This window comes from Endozoicomonas sp. GU-1 (genome assembly GCF_027366395.1).
Classification (GTDB): Bacteria; Pseudomonadota; Gammaproteobacteria; order Pseudomonadales; family Endozoicomonadaceae; genus Endozoicomonas.
Genome location: NZ_CP114771.1, coordinates 2,058,054 through 2,078,621, shown reverse-complemented (window position 1 = coordinate 2,078,621; position 20,568 = coordinate 2,058,054). Strand labels below are relative to the sequence as shown.

Annotated in this window: 19 protein-coding genes; 7 read left to right on the top strand and 12 right to left on the bottom strand. The window is 49.7% G+C overall.

What is annotated here, in order from left to right:
- The first annotated feature begins 336 nt into the window (after positions 1-336).
- Positions 337-1,119: a sulfite exporter TauE/SafE family protein gene (locus tag O3276_RS08335; protein WP_269675219.1), complete on the top strand. Its 783-nt coding sequence runs from the start codon at positions 337-339 to the stop codon at positions 1,117-1,119.
- Positions 1,120-1,178: 59 nt separating this feature from the next.
- Here the strand turns inward: O3276_RS08335 and O3276_RS08330 are convergent, their stop codons facing one another.
- Together O3276_RS08330 and O3276_RS08325 are read right to left on the bottom strand one after the other, a co-directional pair.
- Complete coding sequence (locus O3276_RS08330) at positions 1,179-1,754, bottom strand: DUF84 family protein (protein ID WP_269675218.1); 576 nt, start codon at positions 1,752-1,754, stop codon at positions 1,179-1,181.
- 182 nt (positions 1,755-1,936) lie between these two features.
- Entirely contained in the window at positions 1,937-2,263 is a 327-nt protein-coding gene (locus tag O3276_RS08325) for a hypothetical protein (RefSeq protein WP_269675217.1), read from the bottom strand.
- On the opposite strand from O3276_RS08325, the gene O3276_RS08320 reads away from it, so the two are divergent.
- From O3276_RS08320 to O3276_RS08310, 3 genes are all read left to right on the top strand, one after another.
- The gene (locus O3276_RS08320) at positions 2,252-4,573 is read left to right on the top strand and encodes an inositol phosphate phosphatase SopB (protein WP_269675216.1); all 2,322 of its coding nucleotides are present in this window, start codon (positions 2,252-2,254) and stop codon (positions 4,571-4,573) included. The genes O3276_RS08325 and O3276_RS08320 overlap by 12 nt on opposite strands.
- A gap of 118 nt (positions 4,574-4,691) precedes the next feature.
- The gene (gene lgt, locus O3276_RS08315) at positions 4,692-5,603 is read left to right on the top strand and encodes a prolipoprotein diacylglyceryl transferase (RefSeq protein ID WP_442876573.1); all 912 of its coding nucleotides are present in this window, start codon (positions 4,692-4,694) and stop codon (positions 5,601-5,603) included.
- Positions 5,600-6,433 (top strand): thymidylate synthase, encoded by an 834-nt coding sequence (locus tag O3276_RS08310; protein ID WP_269675215.1) that lies wholly within the window; start codon positions 5,600-5,602, stop codon positions 6,431-6,433. The genes lgt and O3276_RS08310 overlap by 4 nt, the downstream gene beginning before the upstream one ends.
- 61 nt (positions 6,434-6,494) lie before the next feature.
- Here O3276_RS08310 and O3276_RS08305 read toward each other — a convergent pair whose 3' ends face one another.
- Positions 6,495-7,613 carry a protein-tyrosine phosphatase family protein gene (locus O3276_RS08305; RefSeq protein ID WP_269675214.1) on the bottom strand — a complete coding sequence of 373 codons (1,119 nt, stop codon included), beginning with the start codon at positions 7,611-7,613 and terminating at the stop codon, positions 6,495-6,497.
- A gap of 405 nt (positions 7,614-8,018) precedes the next feature.
- Between O3276_RS08305 and O3276_RS08300 the strand changes: the two genes are divergently transcribed.
- Positions 8,019-9,113 carry a hypothetical protein gene (locus O3276_RS08300; protein WP_269675213.1) on the top strand — a complete coding sequence of 365 codons (1,095 nt, stop codon included), beginning with the start codon at positions 8,019-8,021 and terminating at the stop codon, positions 9,111-9,113.
- An 8-nt stretch (positions 9,114-9,121) separates the two neighbouring features.
- On the opposite strand, the gene O3276_RS08295 is transcribed toward O3276_RS08300, so the two are convergent.
- From O3276_RS08295 to O3276_RS08280, 4 genes are all read right to left on the bottom strand, one after another.
- Positions 9,122-10,177 (bottom strand): succinylglutamate desuccinylase/aspartoacylase family protein, encoded by a 1,056-nt coding sequence (locus tag O3276_RS08295; protein ID WP_269675212.1) that lies wholly within the window; start codon positions 10,175-10,177, stop codon positions 9,122-9,124.
- A gap of 107 nt (positions 10,178-10,284) precedes the next feature.
- Positions 10,285-11,187 carry a 30S ribosomal protein S6--L-glutamate ligase gene (gene rimK, locus O3276_RS08290; protein WP_101747669.1) on the bottom strand — a complete coding sequence of 301 codons (903 nt, stop codon included), beginning with the start codon at positions 11,185-11,187 and terminating at the stop codon, positions 10,285-10,287.
- Between the two features lie 325 nt (positions 11,188-11,512).
- The gene (locus tag O3276_RS08285) at positions 11,513-11,689 is read right to left on the bottom strand and encodes a hypothetical protein (protein ID WP_269675211.1); all 177 of its coding nucleotides are present in this window, start codon (positions 11,687-11,689) and stop codon (positions 11,513-11,515) included.
- Between the two features lie 138 nt (positions 11,690-11,827).
- On the bottom strand, positions 11,828-12,076 hold the full coding sequence (locus O3276_RS08280; protein ID WP_269675210.1) for a hypothetical protein: 249 nt from the start codon (positions 12,074-12,076) through the stop codon (positions 11,828-11,830).
- A gap of 70 nt (positions 12,077-12,146) precedes the next feature.
- On the opposite strand from O3276_RS08280, the gene yccS reads away from it, so the two are divergent.
- Entirely contained in the window at positions 12,147-14,297 is a 2,151-nt protein-coding gene (yccS, locus tag O3276_RS08275; protein ID WP_269675209.1) for a YccS family putative transporter, read from the top strand.
- A 62-nt stretch (positions 14,298-14,359) separates the two neighbouring features.
- Here the strand turns inward: yccS and O3276_RS08270 are convergent, their stop codons facing one another.
- The 3 genes from O3276_RS08270 to O3276_RS08260 form a co-directional block, all read right to left on the bottom strand.
- A complete protein-coding gene (locus O3276_RS08270) occupies positions 14,360-15,706 on the bottom strand; it encodes a hypothetical protein (protein WP_269675208.1) in 1,347 nt (448 codons plus the stop codon).
- Between the two features lie 642 nt (positions 15,707-16,348).
- Positions 16,349-17,011 carry a M20/M25/M40 family metallo-hydrolase gene (locus O3276_RS08265; protein ID WP_269675207.1) on the bottom strand — a complete coding sequence of 221 codons (663 nt, stop codon included), beginning with the start codon at positions 17,009-17,011 and terminating at the stop codon, positions 16,349-16,351.
- Entirely contained in the window at positions 16,965-17,495 is a 531-nt protein-coding gene (locus O3276_RS08260; protein WP_269675206.1) for a M20/M25/M40 family metallo-hydrolase, read from the bottom strand. Before O3276_RS08260 ends, O3276_RS08265 begins: the two co-directional genes overlap by 47 nt.
- Before the next feature lie 204 nt (positions 17,496-17,699).
- Here O3276_RS08260 and O3276_RS08255 point away from each other — a divergent pair, with 204 nt between their 5' ends.
- Complete coding sequence (locus tag O3276_RS08255) at positions 17,700-18,464, top strand: alpha/beta fold hydrolase (protein ID WP_269675205.1); 765 nt, start codon at positions 17,700-17,702, stop codon at positions 18,462-18,464.
- A gap of 88 nt (positions 18,465-18,552) precedes the next feature.
- Here the strand turns inward: O3276_RS08255 and maiA are convergent, their stop codons facing one another.
- Positions 18,553-19,179, bottom strand: a complete 627-nt coding sequence (maiA, locus tag O3276_RS08250; protein ID WP_269675204.1) for a maleylacetoacetate isomerase — start codon at positions 19,177-19,179, stop codon at positions 18,553-18,555.
- Positions 19,180-19,184: 5 nt separating this feature from the next.
- Entirely contained in the window at positions 19,185-20,546 is a 1,362-nt protein-coding gene (fahA, locus tag O3276_RS08245; protein WP_269675203.1) for a fumarylacetoacetase, read from the bottom strand.
- Positions 20,547-20,568 lie beyond the last annotated feature (22 nt).

Below are 20,568 nucleotides of genomic sequence, written 5' to 3'. Positions count from 1 at the left end.
TAGAACTAATGGATAAGAATGTCTATACCTTTTACGTTTTGATTTTTCAGGAATTATTTGTGCATGAAAAGAGTGGGGTGGGCATAAAATAGCCAACTGTTTAATAGGCATCCAGCCAGTCTAGATTAGTTTTTCGATTATTTGAATATACTCTGTCGTATAAGTATTGGTCATAAGAGTTGGTTGATTTTCATAAAAATCTAAAAAAAATATTTTATTGAATTTGCTTATCATTATTGAAATATCCGGGTTAGCAGGCGGTCCCTGAAAATAGACTCACCTGATAATAGATTATCGTCGTATAATTGTTAATCTGTTTTTTTGTAAGGGATAACAATGCTATTTCTACTCTACCTTGTCCTGGGGGCTTGTGCCGGAGTGATGGCCGGTTTATTTGGTATTGGTGGCGGGCTGATTATTGTTCCTGTACTGACCTTCAGCTTCACCGTCCAGGGTATGTCCCCTGAGGTTTTGACCCATTTGGCGGTAGGCACATCCCTGGCTACCATGGTGGTGACATCGATAAGTTCTATTAAAGCGCACCAGGATGCCGGAGCTGTTCGATGGCGGATATTTGCCACGTTAAGTGTCGGTATTCTTGCCGGTGCTTTTCTCGGGGTGTATACCGCCGTGAATCTGAGTGGGCATCTGCTGCAGAAGCTTCTTGGTGTATTTGCGATCCTGGTGTCAGCAAAAATGTGGTTCGGGTTTAAGGTTTATGAAGGTGTCAGAGTGCCGGGGAAATCAATGCTGGTGAGTGCCGGTGTTGTCATTGGGGCTGTCTCCAGTATGTTTGGTATTGGTGGTGGGACTCTGTCTGTGCCGTTTTTGCGCAGAATCAGCCTGACAATGCAGCAGGCAGTGGGTACTTCGGCGGCCTGCGGCTTCCCTATTGCCGTGATGGGAGCCTTATCCAACATGGCTCTGGGTGAGAAGAGTTCAGGCCTGCCTGCTCTGGCTACCGGGTATGTTTATTGGCCTGCTTTCCTGGGAATTGTCTTGACCAGTGTTCTATTTGCGCGAATTGGTGCCCGTATTGCTCATGGGCTTGCAGCAGATAAGTTGCAGAAGCTGTTTGCCCTGTTTCTGTTTATTGTTGGAATACAGTTTTTGGCTTAACACCGGCTGATCCGTTCACTATCCAGTTGTAATGCTGAATCTGGCGTAGCATTTCACACTTAATTTATCCGTTTTTCCTGCTCTAAGATATTTACCATCTTAACCAGTGTTTCTTCCAGATATTGCTGACGGGGTTTAAAAGGTGGCAAGCTTGAGTGGGGGTCATCATGCTGAACCGTACTGTCTATTTCGGCCATAACCTGGCCTACCGTTGTATGTTCAAATCCCCTTTGTCTGGCGATAGTCACACACTCAGCAGGCAATAGTACCGGTGGTGTTTCCTTGATGTACTGCATGCCCCCGGATGTCTCGATAATAACGACGGCTTTATCTAACCATACTTTTTGACCGTTGACCTGCTCATGGAAAATACCATTTTCAATGGCCACCACCAAAAAATCAGCGTCATGATCAGCTGCCTGGTACTTTGCTTTCGCGTCTTTTATTCTGTTGCCAGCTCCCGTAAGGGTTTCGTTTTCAACGGGCTGGCTATTTATTCCGGAACGTGCTTTGGTTGCAATCAGATTAACCTTGTAGCGATCAAAAGCTTTCTCTACGGCACTAATTTTCATTTTTGACTCAGAGCCCACAACAATATCAATTGCAGGTTTGCTGCCAGCGGCGGAAAGATTCATAGCAATGGCTCAGCTTTTTTTAGAAGATGTCGTGCAATTATAGTGAGCTTTTTGGATTGTGCTTCTGCTAATTTTCAATTTGTGAGTGAGCGAAAACTCCAAACACGTGAAAACTTAATTGCTGTTTTTTGAAATCAGCGAATCAGGCCCGCAAAGCTGATAGGAAACAGGTTTAGCGGGTGTTAAAAATGGCGATATATCAGACATTCAGTATTGAGATTGAATTTTTGAACTTTGCGGTTTTTAGCTAAAAAGGATTTACCCATGGCTCCTCCCATTGAACCCAACAAGCCTGGCTCCAATAGCTTTACCCACGATTTTCCTACACCAGAAAGTAAACCAGTCAAAAAAAAATTCCATAAAGATGTAGCACCTGTCAGGCTGCAAGAGCCCGGCATACAGGCAGATGATGGGCAGCAGGGGGCAAAAGCGATTACCAGCTTTGAAACAATAAAGCCAGTTAATGCAACTCCACTTGTGGATGAAAAAACAGCCCTGTGCCAGAGCATGAATTGGAAGAGCTGCTCTCAACGGATGGAGAGCTTGCGAAAATTCATCGGGAAAATTCTGAAAATTACTATATCAGTGAGTCTGATAGAGCGCTGAAATCGTTAATGGAGTCCATAAATAATGGTGATCTGACCAATGATCTCTCCGACAAAAAAGCTTTTAATAGCTATAAAAATTTAGTCACACAACTGAATTTGCCAAAAGATCTGACAATCACCCTGACAATGCCATCAGGTGACATATTCTGTTTAATTCCTGTCAACAGCCGACTAAAGATTATAGATAACCTGCAACCACTGATTAGCACAGCGATCCAGCTTACTGAAGACATAAAATATTCAAGAATCAGCCAGCAGAGAGCACTACCCCCACCCTCCAGAAAAAAAGAAATTCTGGAAAATATCAATCAGCTACTCCCCAGGGTCAATAACCCTGAACCGTTTATATCGAGATTTAATGAAATAAAAAAACCACCAATATGCATCACGACCGATAGCTGCAAAGCATCTCCTGTTGATGTGCAAAGCCGACCCTCACCGGAGGCAGAACTTGCCATCACAACCATAAATACCCCGGAACAAATAGAAAAGCTGGCTGATCAGTTAACGGCACACCGGAAAAAAGTGCAATCGTTCATCCACTGGACGCAACGCTCATTGTTGGAAAATGGTCCGGATATGAGGAGGATAGCACCACACTGGTCCGACATTGAGGGCGGCCCACTGCAGCAGGCAAGGCAGCTGATTGGCAGTGGCAGCGAACATCTCAGCGCAAGACTGATAGCAATAACTGGCGCTATTGAAGATGATTTAGCGGGCTTGAAAAGATATATACGGGATGCCGCCAAATACGATTTCAGAGGTGGCGAGCAATATCTTAAACAGGTGGATATCTATGCCGAAGTGGTCAGGCGGTTATCCAACACTCAGTCTGCAAAGAAAAAGGCTGACGGAGAAATCGCTGCAATTATCGATAGTAAAAGGGCAATCGCACAGACCAATACCGGCAAGACGGCTCAGTGCGTTCCTGACGCCATTCAGGCACTCACCGGACTGCACAAGCAGCTAAAGAAACGATTCAATGCCAATCTATTTGAACAGGAACTTATGAAGGTTCTGGCAGAGGATAGCGAGTCGTTCAGCAGTCGACTTCATATTTATCAGCGTGATCGATGGCACCAGGTCAAACTTGAATACACTCCGGCAGCGTCCATGCGTCTCCATGATGGCCGTGCTGACACTGCTGATGCTGAACGTGGAAACAGAGACCCTTTTGCAAATGGCTATCATGACAAATTGGCTCTTTCAATGGAGCGGAACTCGCCTCATGCAATAAATATGCTGGCCTACACCATGCAAGTTGATGGTCAGGAGACGGCCAGGCATATCCGGGTCGGCTGCCCTTATGCCTACAAGGAAAAAGGAGAGAATGTTGATCGCATAACCGACCAGCGCCTCGATGAAATCTTTACTGCTCTTCTGCTTCATAACCATAAACCGGCGTTACAAAATGCCATGAAAAACCCCGATCACCAACCGATTGAGCTGGATTGCCTGTACCTGAATTTGCTGAGTCCGGATCAGATCCGTGATAGCCGTATTGCCAGAGCCGCAGGCCTGGAAAATGAGAAAGAATGGACTGAAAAGCTGCACGAAAAGTTAATGGAAATGTCCAATAAAGAGCGCACGCTAACCATTCATTACGCTGATGGCAGGTCCGCTGACGTGAAAATCAGACCACGGCCCGTTATGCTGGTTGCACCCTGTAATAAACTGGCCTTGGCAGACCGGCAAAAATCATTGTCTGGCAAAATCCTGATGGCTAATGCCAATACCTGGAAAACGGTGATGGAGGTCAATGGCGCTGCACTGCAACAATTAGTCGGTGCAAACCATCAGTACGGCGGCTTACTGGGAGAAAAGCTGCCAGCACTATCCGGCAGCAAACAGCACAGGGCAAAGGGGTTGGCTGATGAGTTATGGGCACTGTACAACACACCTGGCGGCCTGCAGCAGGTTGCCGAGCAATCAGGCCCCTTTTATTTCTCCGGAAAATTAAGAGAGCTATCCGCCATTATGGGAATGGACCTTTTCACTGGTTGCAAAAGCAATAAAGATCGAACCGGGCTCTCTGAGGCAGTTCAACAGTCGATGTCAACCTGCGGTACTCCCGGTCTTACGGAACAGTTTATGGTCTACGGTGGCCATATAATGATTCAGATGAAAAATACCGGCCTGCCCGGCTATAAACTGGATGGCACCCAGGCCAAACAGCTGGACGACAGTATATTTTCAAAGCTAACCCGTTAAGACAGGTTTATGGCCGAAGACATCAACGACTTTCCTTTTATTTCAACTGTTTCCGACTGGCTCAGAAGCCAGTTACCTTGGTACACTTGAACGGTATTTTACTGATCGGAAATGATTTGTGATTGCGTATCCTGAGATAGATCCCGTGGCGTTCAGCCTTGGCCCCCTGAGTGTGCACTGGTATGGCCTGATGTACCTTGCAGGCTTCGCCCTGGCACTCTGGCTGGGTGGTATTCGTGCCCGGAGATCCGGCGGCCTGTGGCGTCCGGAACAGGTCAGTGACCTGGTTTTCTATGGGGCTGTCGGGGTTATCCTGGGCGGAAGATTCGGGTATGTCATCTTCTATCACTTTGACTACTTTGTCAGAGACCCGCTCTGGCTGTTCAAAGTGTGGGATGGCGGCATGTCCTTTCACGGCGGCCTGCTTGGGGTGCTGGTGGCCATGTGGCTCTATGGCCGTTCTCAGGGTAAAGGCTTTTTTCAGGTGACGGACTTTATTGCCCCACTGGTACCTTTGGGGCTGGGCCTTGGTCGAATAGGAAACTTTATTGGTGGCGAGCTTTGGGGCAGGGCCTCCGATGTGCCCTGGGCCATGGTGTTTCCCACCGATCCCGGGCAAATGGCAAGACACCCTTCCCAGATTTATCAGTTCTTCCTGGAAGGGCTCGTGCTGTTTGGCATACTGTGGTGGTTTTCAGCAAAGCCCAGGCCACGAATGGCCATTTCCGGACTGTTCCTGCTGATCTATGGGCTGGCAAGGTTTGCCGTTGAGTTTGTCCGGGAGCCGGATGCCCAGCTTGGTTTTATCGCCTTCGACTGGCTGACCATGGGGCAACTGTTGTCTTTGCCGATGGTCGTTATGGGTACAGTGTTTATGGTTTGGGGGTATCGTCACCATTCACTGGTGAATGGCATGAATAGTGATGACGCCGCCTGGCTGGCAAAGACCAGGGCGAATAACAGCCCGGAGCCTAAGAAACGAAACTGCCCAGAGCTAAAGCAACGAAATAGTGGATCGAAAAAACGATGAAAGAATATCTGGACCTCCTGCGCCATGTAAAAGACCATGGCACCTTCAAAGCGGATCGGACCGGCACGGGTACCTACAGTGTGTTTGGCTATCAGATGCGGTTTGATCTTTCCCGGGGCTTGCCACTGGTGACCACCAAAAAATGTCACCTGAATTCAATCATTCATGAATTATTGTGGTTCCTCAAAGGGGATACCAATATCGGCTACCTGCAGGAAAACGGTGTCCGGATCTGGAATGAGTGGGCAACCGACGAGGGTGATCTCGGCCCGGTTTATGGCCAACAGTGGCGCAGCTGGGAAGGGGCCAATGGTGAAGTGGTCGACCAGATTCAATGGCTATTGAATGAGATCAAAACCAACCCGGATTCAAGACGGATGGTGATCAGCGCCTGGAATCCATCGGTACTTCCGGATGTCGCCTACTCGCCAAAAGACAATGCCGCTATGGGGCGTCAGGCGTTACCACCGTGCCACTGCCTCTTTCAGTTTTATGTTTTGGATGGCAAGTTGTCCTGCCAGTTGTATCAACGCAGCGCCGACATCTTTCTGGGAGTGCCTTTTAACATTGCTTCCTATGCGCTGTTGACGATGATGATTGCCCAGGTCTGTGACCTGGAACCCGGTGATTTTGTTCACACCTTTGGTGATGCTCACCTGTACGCGAATCATCTTGAACAGGCAGAAGAGCAGTTAAGCCGCACACCTTACCAGCGTCCCCGGATGAAGCTAAACCCGGCCATTCGTGATCTGTTTGAGTTTACCATTGATGACTTTGAGCTGGTGAATTATCAGGCCCATCCCCATATCAAAGCGGCTGTGTCCGTTTAACCGCGTCTTGGTGGTTTATCCGTGGGGCAACCTGCGGGTTAACTCGTCAGGCGTGAACCTTTCAGCGGCCAGGATTGCATACCCCTGCCTCAAACATAGCCCGCAGTATGGCGTTTCGGTTCTCTTGCAATGTGACCAGGTTCTGGTACTGGAGGGAGTTTTGCACAAACTTCAATGATCTGCGCTGTCTGGCGGCAAGAATCTTACTGTCTATATCCAGTGGACCCCCTTGTGGATTTTGCCAATAGTGGCGAATGATATCGCTGGCGACAATAAATGTACCGGTCCGGCCTACCCCCGCGTTACAGTTAACCACCATCGGATTATTTGCCCGTTCCAGCACTGCCGGGTGTTTTCTCAAGGTTTCGGCAATCATCGTGATGGCTGCCAGCCTCACCGGATTGTTGGCTGTTCCATCAACCCACCCCATTTCATTGATGCGAAAGTGCGGTTTGCCATTAATTTCCAGTTGGTCAATCCTCAGCTTCATATCTGGCAGATCCATTGAACCGACCAGGCTTGCTGATACGGAAGGCAATGTCTCCGTTCCTGTTGTGGTGGTGATTTCCAGTGCCGGAATGGTTTTCGGCTGATCAATGTCGGTTGGTCCAATGCGGGTGTTATCACGGCTCTTGAGTTCATTCTCAGTGACCAGGGCAACGGAGATGGCCGTATCGTTCACTGCCAGCAGCTGCAGGAAACGGTCATGGGTTCTGTTGACGGCCCCCTGTGCCGCAATGAAACGACCGTAATGCATGTCGATGTAGTTGGCATGGTATGCCTGGCCAGGCATGGCGCAGTATGCCTCGTGACAGCTTATATTGCTGTGCTTGGAGAGGGCATAATTTTTAAAGTTAGCGGCACTGGCCCTGCCACAGGCCCCACCATTGAGATTTTGCTCAAAGGGAACATCTCGGGATCTTTTGCGCAGCTCCAGGAAACGTTTGGAGACATCTGCGGAGCAGAACCGGGAGAAACTGGGAAACGTATGCGTAACCGATCCAAGGGCCTTCAGGATGCCCTGCAGAGTTTCGGCAATGGCAGGCAGTTCTGTGCTGTTCCCGGTGATGACTGTCCGGATGAGCTGGGTAGCGCACTGGCGGTCATTACTGGCTGCCTGCGAACCGGGCAGAAGTGATTCAGCCTGAGCCGGTGTGCCTGCTGTTGGCGAAAGTTGCACAATGCTACGTTGAGTTAATGACGATGAGGGAAGGATTTGACAAAGTGCAGTTGCCAGGCAAATAAGCCCGGCAGTGGCAAAAACCGCGGAAGGTATAAAAGCATCGGACGCGATCGCAGCAGCGATAAAACCCGCGCCGACAAGCGCAATTGTACAGGTACGGACTTTTCGCCAGGGCACTCGGGCGATTATTCCTGTGTTATTCCCGGGCTGCGCAACTGGATTATGGCGATAAACTCCGGTTGTTTCTGTAATTGTAGAGGTTGTTGGTATCATTCTAAGGTACTGAAAGTCAGGTACTCCGGAAGTCAACGGTGAAACTTTTTCATTATCGTATGGTCAGTAAACTATATGACTCTTTCTAAAGGTGAGTAGCCGGAGAAAGATAGTTGAGGAGGTTTTTTAATGGGACCAATTTCTTCACATTTCTCAATGTTTCATGAATTCTGGGGCGGTGACGATGACAAAAATGTTTTTCGGGATCACCAATCTTCTGATTTATTCTGGCGTCATGGTTCCGGGCATAAGACCTTTACCAGTGATGGTGCCAGTAACCGTCTCTTAGAACAGGCAACCGTTGACCATGTTGGCTGTTGCCTGGTCTCTTTTGATTCAGGAAAACGAAAAATTGCTGCGCTGAACTCTGGCACCCGACTGCTTTTCAAACATCAACTACCCCATGAATCATTCCTGAAGCCAGAGAAAATCAGGGAACTTTCCGACCGGGATATTATCGTGCTCCACGGTTTCTCTGAACTCCGGGATGCGCAAGCCTTTGAGCACCATCTTAGAGTGCGCTCTTATTACAACGAAGATGGCATTTGCATACTGGATAAATTTCCAAAATGGCCTTCGGCAGACCAGATGGCAAGTTATGGTTATGTATTTACTGGGGTTCAGGCTCATGGTGGCAAATGGTGTGTTGATATGGATTCAATCTGGCAAAGTAAATTGTTTATCAACTTTGCGATAGAAATGATGAATAAAGATCATTCTAACCTGACGATGGAGGACATATACGCAGCGTCCTGTCGCAACATGAAGGTAGATAAAGGGCAATACCTTGAGGAGCTTGATGTCGCCCGCAGGCAACCTGTGCTTAATCTGAACTACAGTAGCTTGCAGAAACATGACTGGCTAACGCCGGTTCCGGCCTGGCGTTCAGTGGTACAAACAGAAGATTCCTTCCAGCCTGAACTCCAACTGGTCATGCCTGCCAATTTTGATATTCTGCCCAGGTGCAGTCCGGCAGGTTTCGGTATTGCCGCCCGAACCTGGCCGACAGGTCCGGCCGTTGGTTATGGTTCATCCACTGCTAATCCTTATTGTCAGTTGCCAGCAACATCGCCTTTGCCACCAGTGAGGCAGCCAATAAAACCGCCAGCATATCCCTTTATTCAGGCAAGGGCTCTGCACGTGGCCAGAACTGGTGCTGATTCCTATTCTGCCACTCTGAGATATGCCGGGGCTGTGTTGAAGCACCTGGTTTTGAGGCGGTAAATTACGGTTTAATCGTGATTTTCAGGTACCGGCAGCTGGGCAACACCCAGGTCAAGCACTTCTTCAACCACTTCCTGGTCATACTCGGTATCTGCCAGGGTACTGCTGACTTTGGCAAGATGAACCAGTGCATCGCCCTCATTAGCCAGTGGCAGCTGGCTAAGACCAATAACAACGCCATCAAACGGTGCGGTGATGCTTTCACTGTCACTGGCGTCAAACGGATTCACAATGGTCATCATGGTGTCCCCTTCCTTGACCAGGTGACCCTGTTTGATATGAAGTAACACCAATCCATCCCTTGAGCTTCTCAGCCACTGGCTCTGGTTGCACTCCCATGGCTGAATAGCCGGTGTTTTGGCGGGTTTCCCGGGCAGCATATTCAGATGACGCATAACACGCATAACGCCTTTGAAACCCAGCTTGATGGAAGCCTGTTCCAGTCGTAATGCTTCACCGGCTTCATAAACCAGTGCCGGAATGTTGTACTCATTGGCTGCATGGCGGAAAGAGCCATCTCTCAGGGATGAGTGGAGGATTACCGGCGCACCAAAGGCTCTGGCCAGACCAAGACATTGCTCGTTGGTCAGGTCGGTTCTCAGCTGTGGCAGGTTGGTTCTGTGAATGGCTCCGGTGTGGAGGTCCAGAGCATAGTCAACGTGTGGAAAAATGCCCGTAGTAATCAGGTTGGCGAGCCTTCCGCCCAGAGACCCTTTGCTGGATCCCGGGAAGCAGCGGTTCAGGTCTCGGCGATCAGGCAGGTAACGAATTTGCTGGATGAATCCAAGCTGATTAACCACGGGAATGACAATCAGGGTGCCATGGATTTTCGCCAGATTTTTATAGCCGAGGATTTGCCGGCAGATTTCCACGCCATTGAGTTCATCGCCATGAATGGCCGCCGTCACTAACAGGCATGGGCCTTTTTTGCGACCGTGAATAACCTCAATCCGAAGATCAATGGGCGTATCGGTGTAGAGTCTCACGACCGGGATATTAAGGTGCTGTCGTGTACCTGGCAAAATGGTATGGCCAAATAGCTCTAGGGGTTGTGCTCTTTCCATGGAAGACTCCAGCCCCGGTCATCAGGCCTGAAAGGCAGAGACCGGGATTGAAAAGCATCACTCAGGTGTTTTTTTAATCAGAGTGATGGTGGGTTGGTGAAGTGGATTTATCCGGTAATTCGTGTATTGCTCGTGCGGCGATAGTTATTTTCAAGATATTCGATAATGCAGTTGGCTACATCGTTGGCCGTTGCCCGCTCAATACCTTCCAGCCCCGGAGAGGAGTTGACCTCCATCACCAGGGGGCCACGGTTGGAGCGAAGAATATCGACACCTGCCAGTCTCAGCCCCATGGCTTTTGCCGCCTTTACTGCGGTGGCCCGCTCGTCTTTGGTCAGCTTCACCAGGCTGGCACTGCCGCCCCGGTGAATGTTGGAGCGGAACTCGCCTTCAGGTGCCTGACGTTTCATCGCGGCGATGACTTTGTCGCCAATGACAAAACAGCGAATATCTGCACCGCCGGCCTCTTTGATGTATTCCTGAACCATAATATTGGCTTTCAGGCCCATAAATGCTTCCAGGACACTTTCTGCCGCTTTCCGGGTCTCGGCCAGGACCACGCCAATACCCTGGGTGCCCTCCAGTAATTTGATCACCAGGGGGGCACCGCCAACCATATCGATCAGGTCGGGGATATCGCCCGGGCCACTGGCAAAGCCGGTAACCGGCAAGCCCACGCCTTTACGCGACAGCAGTTGCATTGACCGTAACTTGTCACGGGAGCGGGCAATGGCCAGGGACTCATTCAGTGAGTAACAATTCATCATTTCAAACTGGCGAATAACCGCAGTCCCGTAAAAGGTGTTGGAGGCACCAATACGTGGAATCACCGCATCATAATGAGGCAGCTCCACCCCTTTCATATGAATACTGGGGTGTTTGTCATTGATATTCATGTAGCAACTCAAAATATCAATAACATCAATCGTATGACCTCTGGCTTCTGCAGCCTCAATGATGCGGCGGGATGAGTATAACCGCTCGTTACGGGAAAGTAGCGCAATTCGCATTGGGTAATTCCTGATAAAAGGTCATTCTGCGCTCAGGCTGAAAACCTGGTTCATGACTGATTCAAATTAAAAGGCTGAGAAAAAGTATGGCTTACCAGAGCGCTTTTTACTGAATATACGCAGACCAGCAGATACGTAAAACGGTGTTATAAAAGTAGTACTCGTCTTTTGCTATGAACATGCTTTGTCACCATGCCATGGTCGCTTATTCCATCGTCACAAAAGAGGTCCGGGTAATCGCTTGAACAGCAATATAAATCAAAGCGGGCTGATCAACTGCAGCCCTTGGGTAGAGGAGGGATCCTGATCAGTAGCGGGGGGCAGTTTACCAGTGGTCAAAGACCAGGTGCTCATCTCCGAGTAACTCCCGCAACCGTTTGCGTTCAAGGTGAAGCTCCGCTTTCGACCGTTTTTTCTCATAGTCGGCCTGGCGGGTGCGATAACGCTTTTTAGCTTTGGCCGCTTTTTCAAACTCTTCTTCGAAGTCTGGATACTCTTCCATCTCTGCCTGCTCTGAATGCCGGTCAAGACAAATAGCAAACAGCCGTTCCTCATCTGCTAACCATCGTTCACAAAGGCTGGTCTACAAGAGAGAGGAACTGGCGTTGCTGCGCTAATTTCTGGTAAAACCGGGGTTCAGTCAATAAAAAAAAACAGGGCCAGAGTAAAACAGGATGAATTCCTGTTTTTTGTGATTTAGTTGTTTTTTAGTCTGAAAATAAGGCATTTTTTCTATAATTTTGCTTTTATGTTGGCATATTTTTAGTGTTTTATGTTTCTTTAGTGAGGGAGGGAGTGATTTTTCCCGGTTTTTTGCTGGATGTTGCTGAGTGAAGCGCCATAAAACCTTACTAAAAAGTGGCTGCTCTGGGATCAGGACCATCGCCACTTAGTCTCAACGCGTTTTTCGGGTATCCTCACAAACTTTAGATCAATCATCCGGCAACCAGCTCACCACCATGTTCTTCCCTGATATCTTCCACTTATTCCGCAATTACTGGGCAAACGACCGGATTAATTACAGTGTCAAAGTCCTTTTTGCCCTGACTGGCGTTACCTTGCCTGCCTGGTATCGGGGATCACCTGATGACATCACGCCCATGGTACTGGGGGTGATTGCCGCTGCCCTGGCTGAAGTGGATGACAACCTCTGGGGAAGGATTAAAGCGCTGATCATGATGCTGGCCTGTTTTCTGCTGGCATCACTGTCCATTGAGCTGCTGTTTGATTATCCATTGCTGTTTGCGCTGGGGCTGTGCAGTTCGACGTTTGGGTTTACCATGCTCGGTGCCATGGGGCCAAGGTACAGCAGTATGGCCTTTGCCTCGCTGTTGCTGGCGGTTTACACCATGCTGGGTGCGGCGGCAAGCCAGAGCCTGTGGGAGCAGCCGCAGCTGCTGCTCAGTGGCGCGCTCTGGTATGGTGTGCTGTCTCTGGTCTGGCAAATTCTCTGGCCTAATCGACCAGTGCAGCAATCCCTGGCCAATATATTCAAAGAGCTGGCGGGTTATTTTGACAGTAAAAGTCAGCTGTTTGATCCCGTCGCCAATATGAACCCTCAGCCCCTGCGTCTGGAGCTGGCCAGAAAAAATGTCAGTGTTGTTAATGCCCTGAACCAGGCCAAGGCTTCTTTGCTGCAGAGAGTCCGCCGACAGGACAGCGTGAGAGAGCAGTCTTTCCTGCACATCTACTTTCTTGCTCAGGATATCCATGAACGGGTGAGCTCTTCCCATTATCGTTATCAGGATCTGGCAGAGTACTTTTCCCGCAGCGATATTCTTTTTCGCTTTCAGAAAATGTTGCGAGTTCAGGCTAAGGCATGCCGGGCCATCGCCCGGTCTCTGGCTATGGGGCAAGAGTATTTGCATGATAACGAGAATGCAGCGGTGCTTGATGAGCTGCAGCAGTCACTGAAATATCTGCAACAACAGGAAAACCCTCAGTGGCGATCTCTGCTGGTTCAGCTGGAATATCTGCTGAAAAACCTGACGACAGTGGAATTACAAATATCATCTGTAGGACACCCGGACTCAGAAATATCCGCCGACGAGCGCATATTGGCTGATTCCAACCCGAGGGGAATCAAGGCTCATCTGCTGTGTATCTGGCATGAGTGTCGCCTGGACAGCCCTCTGTTCCGACATGGCCTTCGTCTGGCAGCGTCGCTGACAGTGGGTTACGGGCTGATTCAGGGGTTGCACCTGCAACCCGGTTACTGGGTTCTGCTGACTATCCTGTTTGTCTGTCAGCCCAGCTACAGCGCTACGCGGCAGAAACTTGCCCAGAGGGTCGTTGGTACGCTTGCCGGGCTCCTGACCGGCCTACCACTTTTGTACCTTTTTCCGGGGCAGGAAGGTCAGCTGGTTCTGATGGTGATCAGCGGAATTCTGTTTTTTGCATTTCGTACCGTACGCTATGATCTGGCAACAGCGTTTATTACCTTGCTGGTGTTGTTTTGTTTTAATCAGCAGGGATTGGGCTTTGCTGTGATTATGCCTCGCTTGGGGGATACCCTGCTGGGCTGCCTGCTGGCCGTCACTGCGGTTGTGTTTATTCTGCCTGACTGGGAATCCCGGCGGCTGAATCGAATTATGGCATTGACCATCGCCAGGCATAGAGAGTATCTGGCTCAGGTTATGGCGCAGTACCAGACGGGTAAACGGGATACATTGGCCTATCGTCTTGCGCGTCGTCATGCGCACAATATGGATGCCCGGCTCAATGCCGCCATTATGAATATGCTGACTGAACCGGCCCGCTATCAGCGGGCAAAGGATGAGAGCTTTCGCTTCCTGACTCTTTCCCATGCCATGCTGAGTTATATCTCCACTCTGGGGGCACACCGGATGCTGTTGGCTGGAGACTCTTTTCACGAAGGGCTGCTGGCACAATATCAGTTCATGGATAACCATCTGCGATTGTTGGAGAAACAGTTGATGGGGATCTCTGTGCAAAGTCGTGGACGTTTTGCTAAAGCGGAATTAACCGATGAGCAGCCTGAAACCCGTTTATTGCTGCAACAGTTACAGCTAATGTTTCAAATCATGCCGGAAATGCATCTTCTGGCTGTTGAGATTTACAATAAATTAAATAAGCCTGACAGCCAGTAACTCAGCTAACAAGACGGATGTTTTAATCACCATATTGTCGATGAATAACGGGGGTGAAGGATTTAATATACGGTGAGAAGTCTGGTGCCATGGTCGTAATGGCATAAGCCTTCTTCTACCAACTGAGAGATACCTTGATGGGCTGCATTGGGTGGAATATTTTCCAGGCTGAAAAGTTTCAGTTTGTTGGTCCAGTATGCTTGCAGCTCAATCGGATTAAGTATGAGCTGATTTCTCGATGGATCATACCATGCACTGAATTTACGGCATGTATTAACATCTTGCTTAATCAACTCAAGCATCGGGTTTTTCTGAGCCGCCAAAAGATTGGTTTTTCCCGTACTCAGGGGGTGATGACTGGCTCCTGCTTCAGATGCAGATAACGGTTTGTTGTGACTGGCCAGATCCGATGGGTCAGATGCCTGGATGGATGATGATTGGCAGAGTGGTTCCTGAGTCGTTACTTTTAACGCATTCAGGACCATAGGATGTTGTAAATTCAAAGAAAAAATATTCCGGCTTTCATCGTAGGTCCAGTAGTTCTGTATGGCAAAAAAACGGGCAACAAAATCAAAGTCAGTTCGTTCACGATACCCGGATGGATTGGTTGATAGCCATTTGGTGGTCAATTTTTCCATGTCGATTATAAGCTCGCCCGCTGCTCTATCATGCCATGTTGCAAAGCTTTGCTGTCCATCAGCATTTAAAACAATAAAAGACAGGCAGCCCTCGCAGCTTCTTGTTGTTGGTGCTTTGCAAGCTGGCTTTATCGGATCAGCCGGTTTGGCGGACTGAGCACTCAATGGTGTTTTCCCGGCGTTTGTTCGAGCCTCAGGTTGTGTGCTCCTGACCTGGGCCTCACCAGGCGTTGAGCCCCCTGCATTTGCCAGTGTTGATATCGGGTTTGGAGGTGGAGTTGTATAAGGAGTAGCTTGCGTTGAGGTGGATAATGCAATGGATTGGTGATTCTCTACTGACGAAATGGTATCAGCTGAGTAGTGTTTGTACTTAAGTTGGAAAATAATTTCATGTGAATCGGTAAGCACTACACACTCAATATCATTTTTTCCGATCTCTGTTATTAAGGCATCTTGTAATGTTTCGCCATCAACTACGTTAAATTGCTGCTGAAGTGTACTCCATTCTTTCTTCACTTGCTCAGTATTTATTACTTTAAATGTTCCCCGGTCTTTATTAATCCATTGAACAGACAGGCCAATGTCCGCCTGTCTTGCCAAAAAAGTACAGGCATACAACTGTGGTGACCTTGCTGTTTCATGTGGAGTCTGTGTGGTTATGTTCAGCCCTGTGTCCGAAGAGTGTGAAGATAAGCATCGTTCTGGCCCTTTACGTCGCTCAGGTATATTGTAGGGCGCATGCTGATGACGCGATGCTTTGGTAGTTGCCATTTTGGTAACCAGGTCGGTCTTATACGACGAGAGTTTATACTGCTGACCAGACAGGGGGGCTATATCTTCTGAGTGGCATAAAGCACTACGCAATTCACTGGGATTCACAACGCCTTTAAGACGTTGGTCTTGCTTCCATTGAGTTTCTGTCAGGTACCAGTCATTTATTTTCAGAATACCTTGTTCTTTATTAAGCCAGGTGACAGGGGGCTCATTTGCTCTGCTCTCTAAAAAAGCATGCAGACAGGATGGTTTATTGCGGGGTAAATGGCTTTCTGTCTGGCTTCTATACGACATCTGTCTTTGTAAAACCGGGGTATATGTGTTGGATGGCGCAGCCTGATACACCGGGTGGTATAACGGTAATTGAGGGTGATCTACCAGCCACTGGTTATATACCATCTGTCCACGAGTGGCATTAAGTTTTTGAGTTAATTGTGGCTGCTGACCCAGAGAGAGAAAATAGTCATGGGCAGTGGGGTATCTGTTTTGAATACCGGTCTTTTTAGGGTCCATTACAATAAACATAATTTAATGAGATTGACCCTCTAGCAGACCGAAAATATAGCTGTTAGTTCCTTTTGTTTTTACTTTTGCGGGCTCACCGGTGATTGATGAGCCCTGATTTGTTAGCTTCTGATGTTATCGACCAATGGTTTCCGTCAGGTTGATCAGCACATTGCGCAGCAGTGTCAGGCGGGGCTCAATGGAGTCCAGCACCAGAAACTCGTTGCGGCTGTGCATGGCACCGCCAATCGGGCCCAGACCATCAATTGTGGGCACGCCCAGTGAGCCGGTCAGGTTGGCATCGGAACCGCCACCCACTGCCTGCCAGGTAATGTTCAGTCCCATATCCTGACCGGTTTTTTCAATCAGGGCCATCAGCTTTTCACTGCCTTCATTCGGGGTAAAGGCGGGCTTGTGGGCTTCACGGGTCAGTTTGATGTCAATCCCCGGCAGTGACGGGTTTTCCTGCATGTGCTGGATCTTACTTTCCAGACGAGCGTAATCATCGTTATCCCAGAAGCGGATGTCCAGGACCGTGGACGCGTAGTCTGGTACCACGTTACCGGCAGAACCGCCCTTAACAACACCGAAGTTCAGGGTGGTGCCAGTGGCAAAGTTGGTTTCCTGGTTCAGGGTGGTGATCCAGTGCGCCAGCTCAGTAATGGCAGAAATACCTTTCTCGGGCTCATTACCTGCGTGCGCCGCTTTGCCCTTGAACTCTATCTGGTAAGAGGCCATGCCTTTGCGGGCTTTAACCAGTGAACCATTCCGCACGGGCAGCTTCAGCCACCAGTACATAACGGCTCTTGCTGGCAATGCCCTTGAGCCAGTCGCCGGAGTAGATGGAGCCGATTTCTTCATCCGGATTCATACAGACGCAGATGCTCAGACGATCAGCGACGTCTTCTGGCAGCTGGCTGATGGCCTTGAACATATTGAGCTGGCCGGATTTCATATCAGCCACACCCGGACCGTAGGCTTTTTCGCCATCATGGGTCAGGGACCATTCGGCCACCGTGCCTTCCGGGAAAACGGTATCCAGGTGTCCGATCAGCATGATGTCGTACTCTTCGGCGTCCGGCTTATTGGTCGCCAGCAGGCCGGGGCCTACTTTTTCATCAAAGGTATGACGGGTAACCTGCCAGCCGATGCCCTGGTATTTTTCGGTCATGATATCAGCGACCTTGCTGACACCCTCGGGGGTCCAGGTACCACAATCGACGTTAATCAGTGGCTTCAGTTCTTCCAGATATTGATCCAGGTTGAAGTGTTGATCACTCATGATGGCTTTATAATTCCTGCGTGGAGGTTAGGTTGCTTACCGGGACAGCGGTGATGATCATCATAAATAAGCCGCTGGCCTTTCTGGCAAAGCTGAATTTATGATCTTTGTACCAAATGCAGAGGCTATTGTACTGACGTTTAGGTAGAATTCCTGATCAGTATTTACCGTTTGTCAGCGGGCTATAAGAGAAGCAGTGAAAACATGAAATTGTATGCAAGGCAGCAGGGGCAGGGGGCTGATGTGATCAGTTTGCATGGTCTGTTTGGCTCTCAAGAAAACCTGGGGATGATCAACCGTAGTCTTGCTGAATCATTTCGGGTTCATGGGCTGGATCTGCGTAATCATGGGCGCTCACCCCATGATGAGGCTATGAATTATCCGGTCATGGCGGAAGATGTTCTGACCTATATGGATGATAACCAGCTTGAGAAAGTGCATTTGGTTGGCCATTCCATGGGTGGTAAGGTGGCGATGACCATTGCCCTGATGGCACCGGAGCGCGTCACCAGGCTGGCTGTGATCGATATTGCGCCGGTCACTTATCAGGAAAGGCGGCACGACAGTATTCTTGAAGGGTTGTCGTCCATGCCTTTGCATAGGCTGAAAAGCCGTACCGAAGCGGACCGTTTTCTGGAAGCTTATGAACCAGAACAAGGTGTGCGTCAGTTTCTGTTGAAAAACCTCTACCGTGATGGGCAGGGGCGCTATCGCTGGCGGGTAAATCTGCCTGTGATTATGGCGCATTATATGGAAATTCTTGCCGGACAGCAGTCTGATACGGGGTTTGCCAATAACACCCTGTTTATCAAGGGCGGCGAGTCTGACTATATTTTGCCGGAGCACCGTGAGCAGGTGCTGGCACTCTTTCCATCAGCATCCATGCGGGTGATACCGGGAGCGGGTCACTGGGTTCATGCCCAGAAACCAGATTTGGTGACGCGGACACTGTTGCGCTTTTTCGGATGACTATTTTTACAGACGCTGCCCGCCTCCCGCTACCCGAAAAGCGGAACCACCTGAGCTTTTGCGGGCAGCGGGCGGCGACAATAATCCCTCACACAGCGTCCGGCTGGTTTTCCGGTGCCGCATCAATAAAGGCAGGCTGCGTATTGCAGTGCTGGTAGATTTTATGGATTTTTGGGAAGTCTGACATATTCATCTTAAAGCGCAGGGCATTAAACACTTGTGGTACAAGGCAGATGTCGGCTATGGAGGGCTGTGCCGAGCAACAGAAGGGCTGGTCATCCAGCTGTGCTTCTAGTGCGGTAAAACCTGTGTGAATCCAGTGCTTGTACCACTGTGTTTTGGCATCGTCACTTACCGCCAGTTTCTGCTGCAGGTATTTCAGTATTCTGAGGTTATTGATCGGGTGGATGTCGCAGCTGATCTGGTAAGCCAGGCTACGAAGCCGGGCTTTTTGCCAGGGATCTCCGGGGATAATGGAGCGTTCCGGGAATGACTCTTCCAACCACTCAATAATGGCCAGTGACTGGGTGAGCATTCCTTTATCGGTGGTGAGTGTGGGTACCAGTCCCTGGGGGTTGATATGTTGATACGCCTCCGAGTTCTGTTCCCCTTGCAGCAGATTGATGGCCGATTGTTGATAATCAAGCGCTTTCAGGTTCAGGGCAATTCTTACCCGATAGGCAGCCGAGGAGCGGAAGTAGCTGTAGAGTTTCATGGTGTTTATTCTCCAGTACCCGTCCCGGCAGGCAGAACCGTTTGAGCCGGTAAAATCGTTGCCTGCACTTCGCCGAAGCCGATACGGGCATGTCCGGCTTTTTCACACCAGCCGTTGAAAATAACGGTATCGCCATCTTCGAGGAATGTTCTGGTTTCACCGTTGGGCAGAGGCAGAGGTTGTTTACCACCATGGGACAGCTCCAGCAGGGAGCCCGCTTCTTCCGGGTTGGGGCCTGACTGAGTGCCACTGCCAAACAGATCACCGGGCCGGAGGTTGCAGCCATTTACGGTATGGTGTGCCACCATCTGGTTGATGGTCCAGTAGGAATGACGGAAGCTGGATTGGGACAGTATCGCAGGTGAATCTCCTGCCTGTTTCATCTGTTGACTCAGCAAATGCGCAGAGAGCTGAATATCAATGGAGCCCTGCTGGCGGTTTTTCCGGGAGTCAAGGTAAGGCAGTGGCTGGGGATCACTGGCGGGGCGTTCAAAGCTGGTCAGGTAAGGCACCAGCGCTTCCAGGGTGACAATCCAGGGGGACACGGTGGAAGCAAAACTCTTGGATAAAAATGGCCCCAGTGGCTGGTATTCCCAGGCCTGAATATCCCGGGCGGACCAGTCATTAAACAGACAGAGACCAAATACGTGTTGATCAGCCTGATCCAGCGTGATCGGTTCTCCCGGGGCATTGCCGGGGCCAATGAAGATCCCCATTTCCAGTTCATAATCCAGCCGTTTACAGGGACCAAATGAGGGAGTGTCAGCATCCGGCGCTTTGGTCTGGCCGCAGGGGCGATGAAAATTCTGGCCTGATACATCAATAGAGGATGCACGGCCATGGTAGCCAATGGGCACCCATTTATAGTTGGGCAGCAAAGGGTTATCGGGTCTGAACAGTGAACCTACGCTGGTGGCATGGTGGATGGAGGTATAAAAGTCGGTGTAATCACCAATCTGACAGGGCAGGCGATATTCCACATCGTCCATGGCAACCAGGCAGGCCGACAGTTCCGCTTCTTCCGGGGCTCCGGAGCGCAGGGCTTTGGACAACGCCGACCTCAGGGATGACCAGTGCGCAAGACCAAGCCCCATAAATCGGTTGAGGGTTTCATCACCGCACGTTGCCAGGGCCTCACTGGACAGTCCTGAAGCACCTTTCTGTGAAAATGCTGAGGTTTGGGAAACGGCGGCAAGATCCAGAACCTGGTTGCCAATGGCGACACCTGCCCGAAAAGATTCACCATTGCCTTTGCGTCGGAAGATGGCAAAGGGCAGGTTTTGAATGGGGAAATCACTGTTTTTGTTATTGGCTGATGTAACCCAGCTGGTCAGGTTGACATCGTGTGTTTCATTGAGTGTGAGCATGATGGGTTTTCAGTCTCCGGCG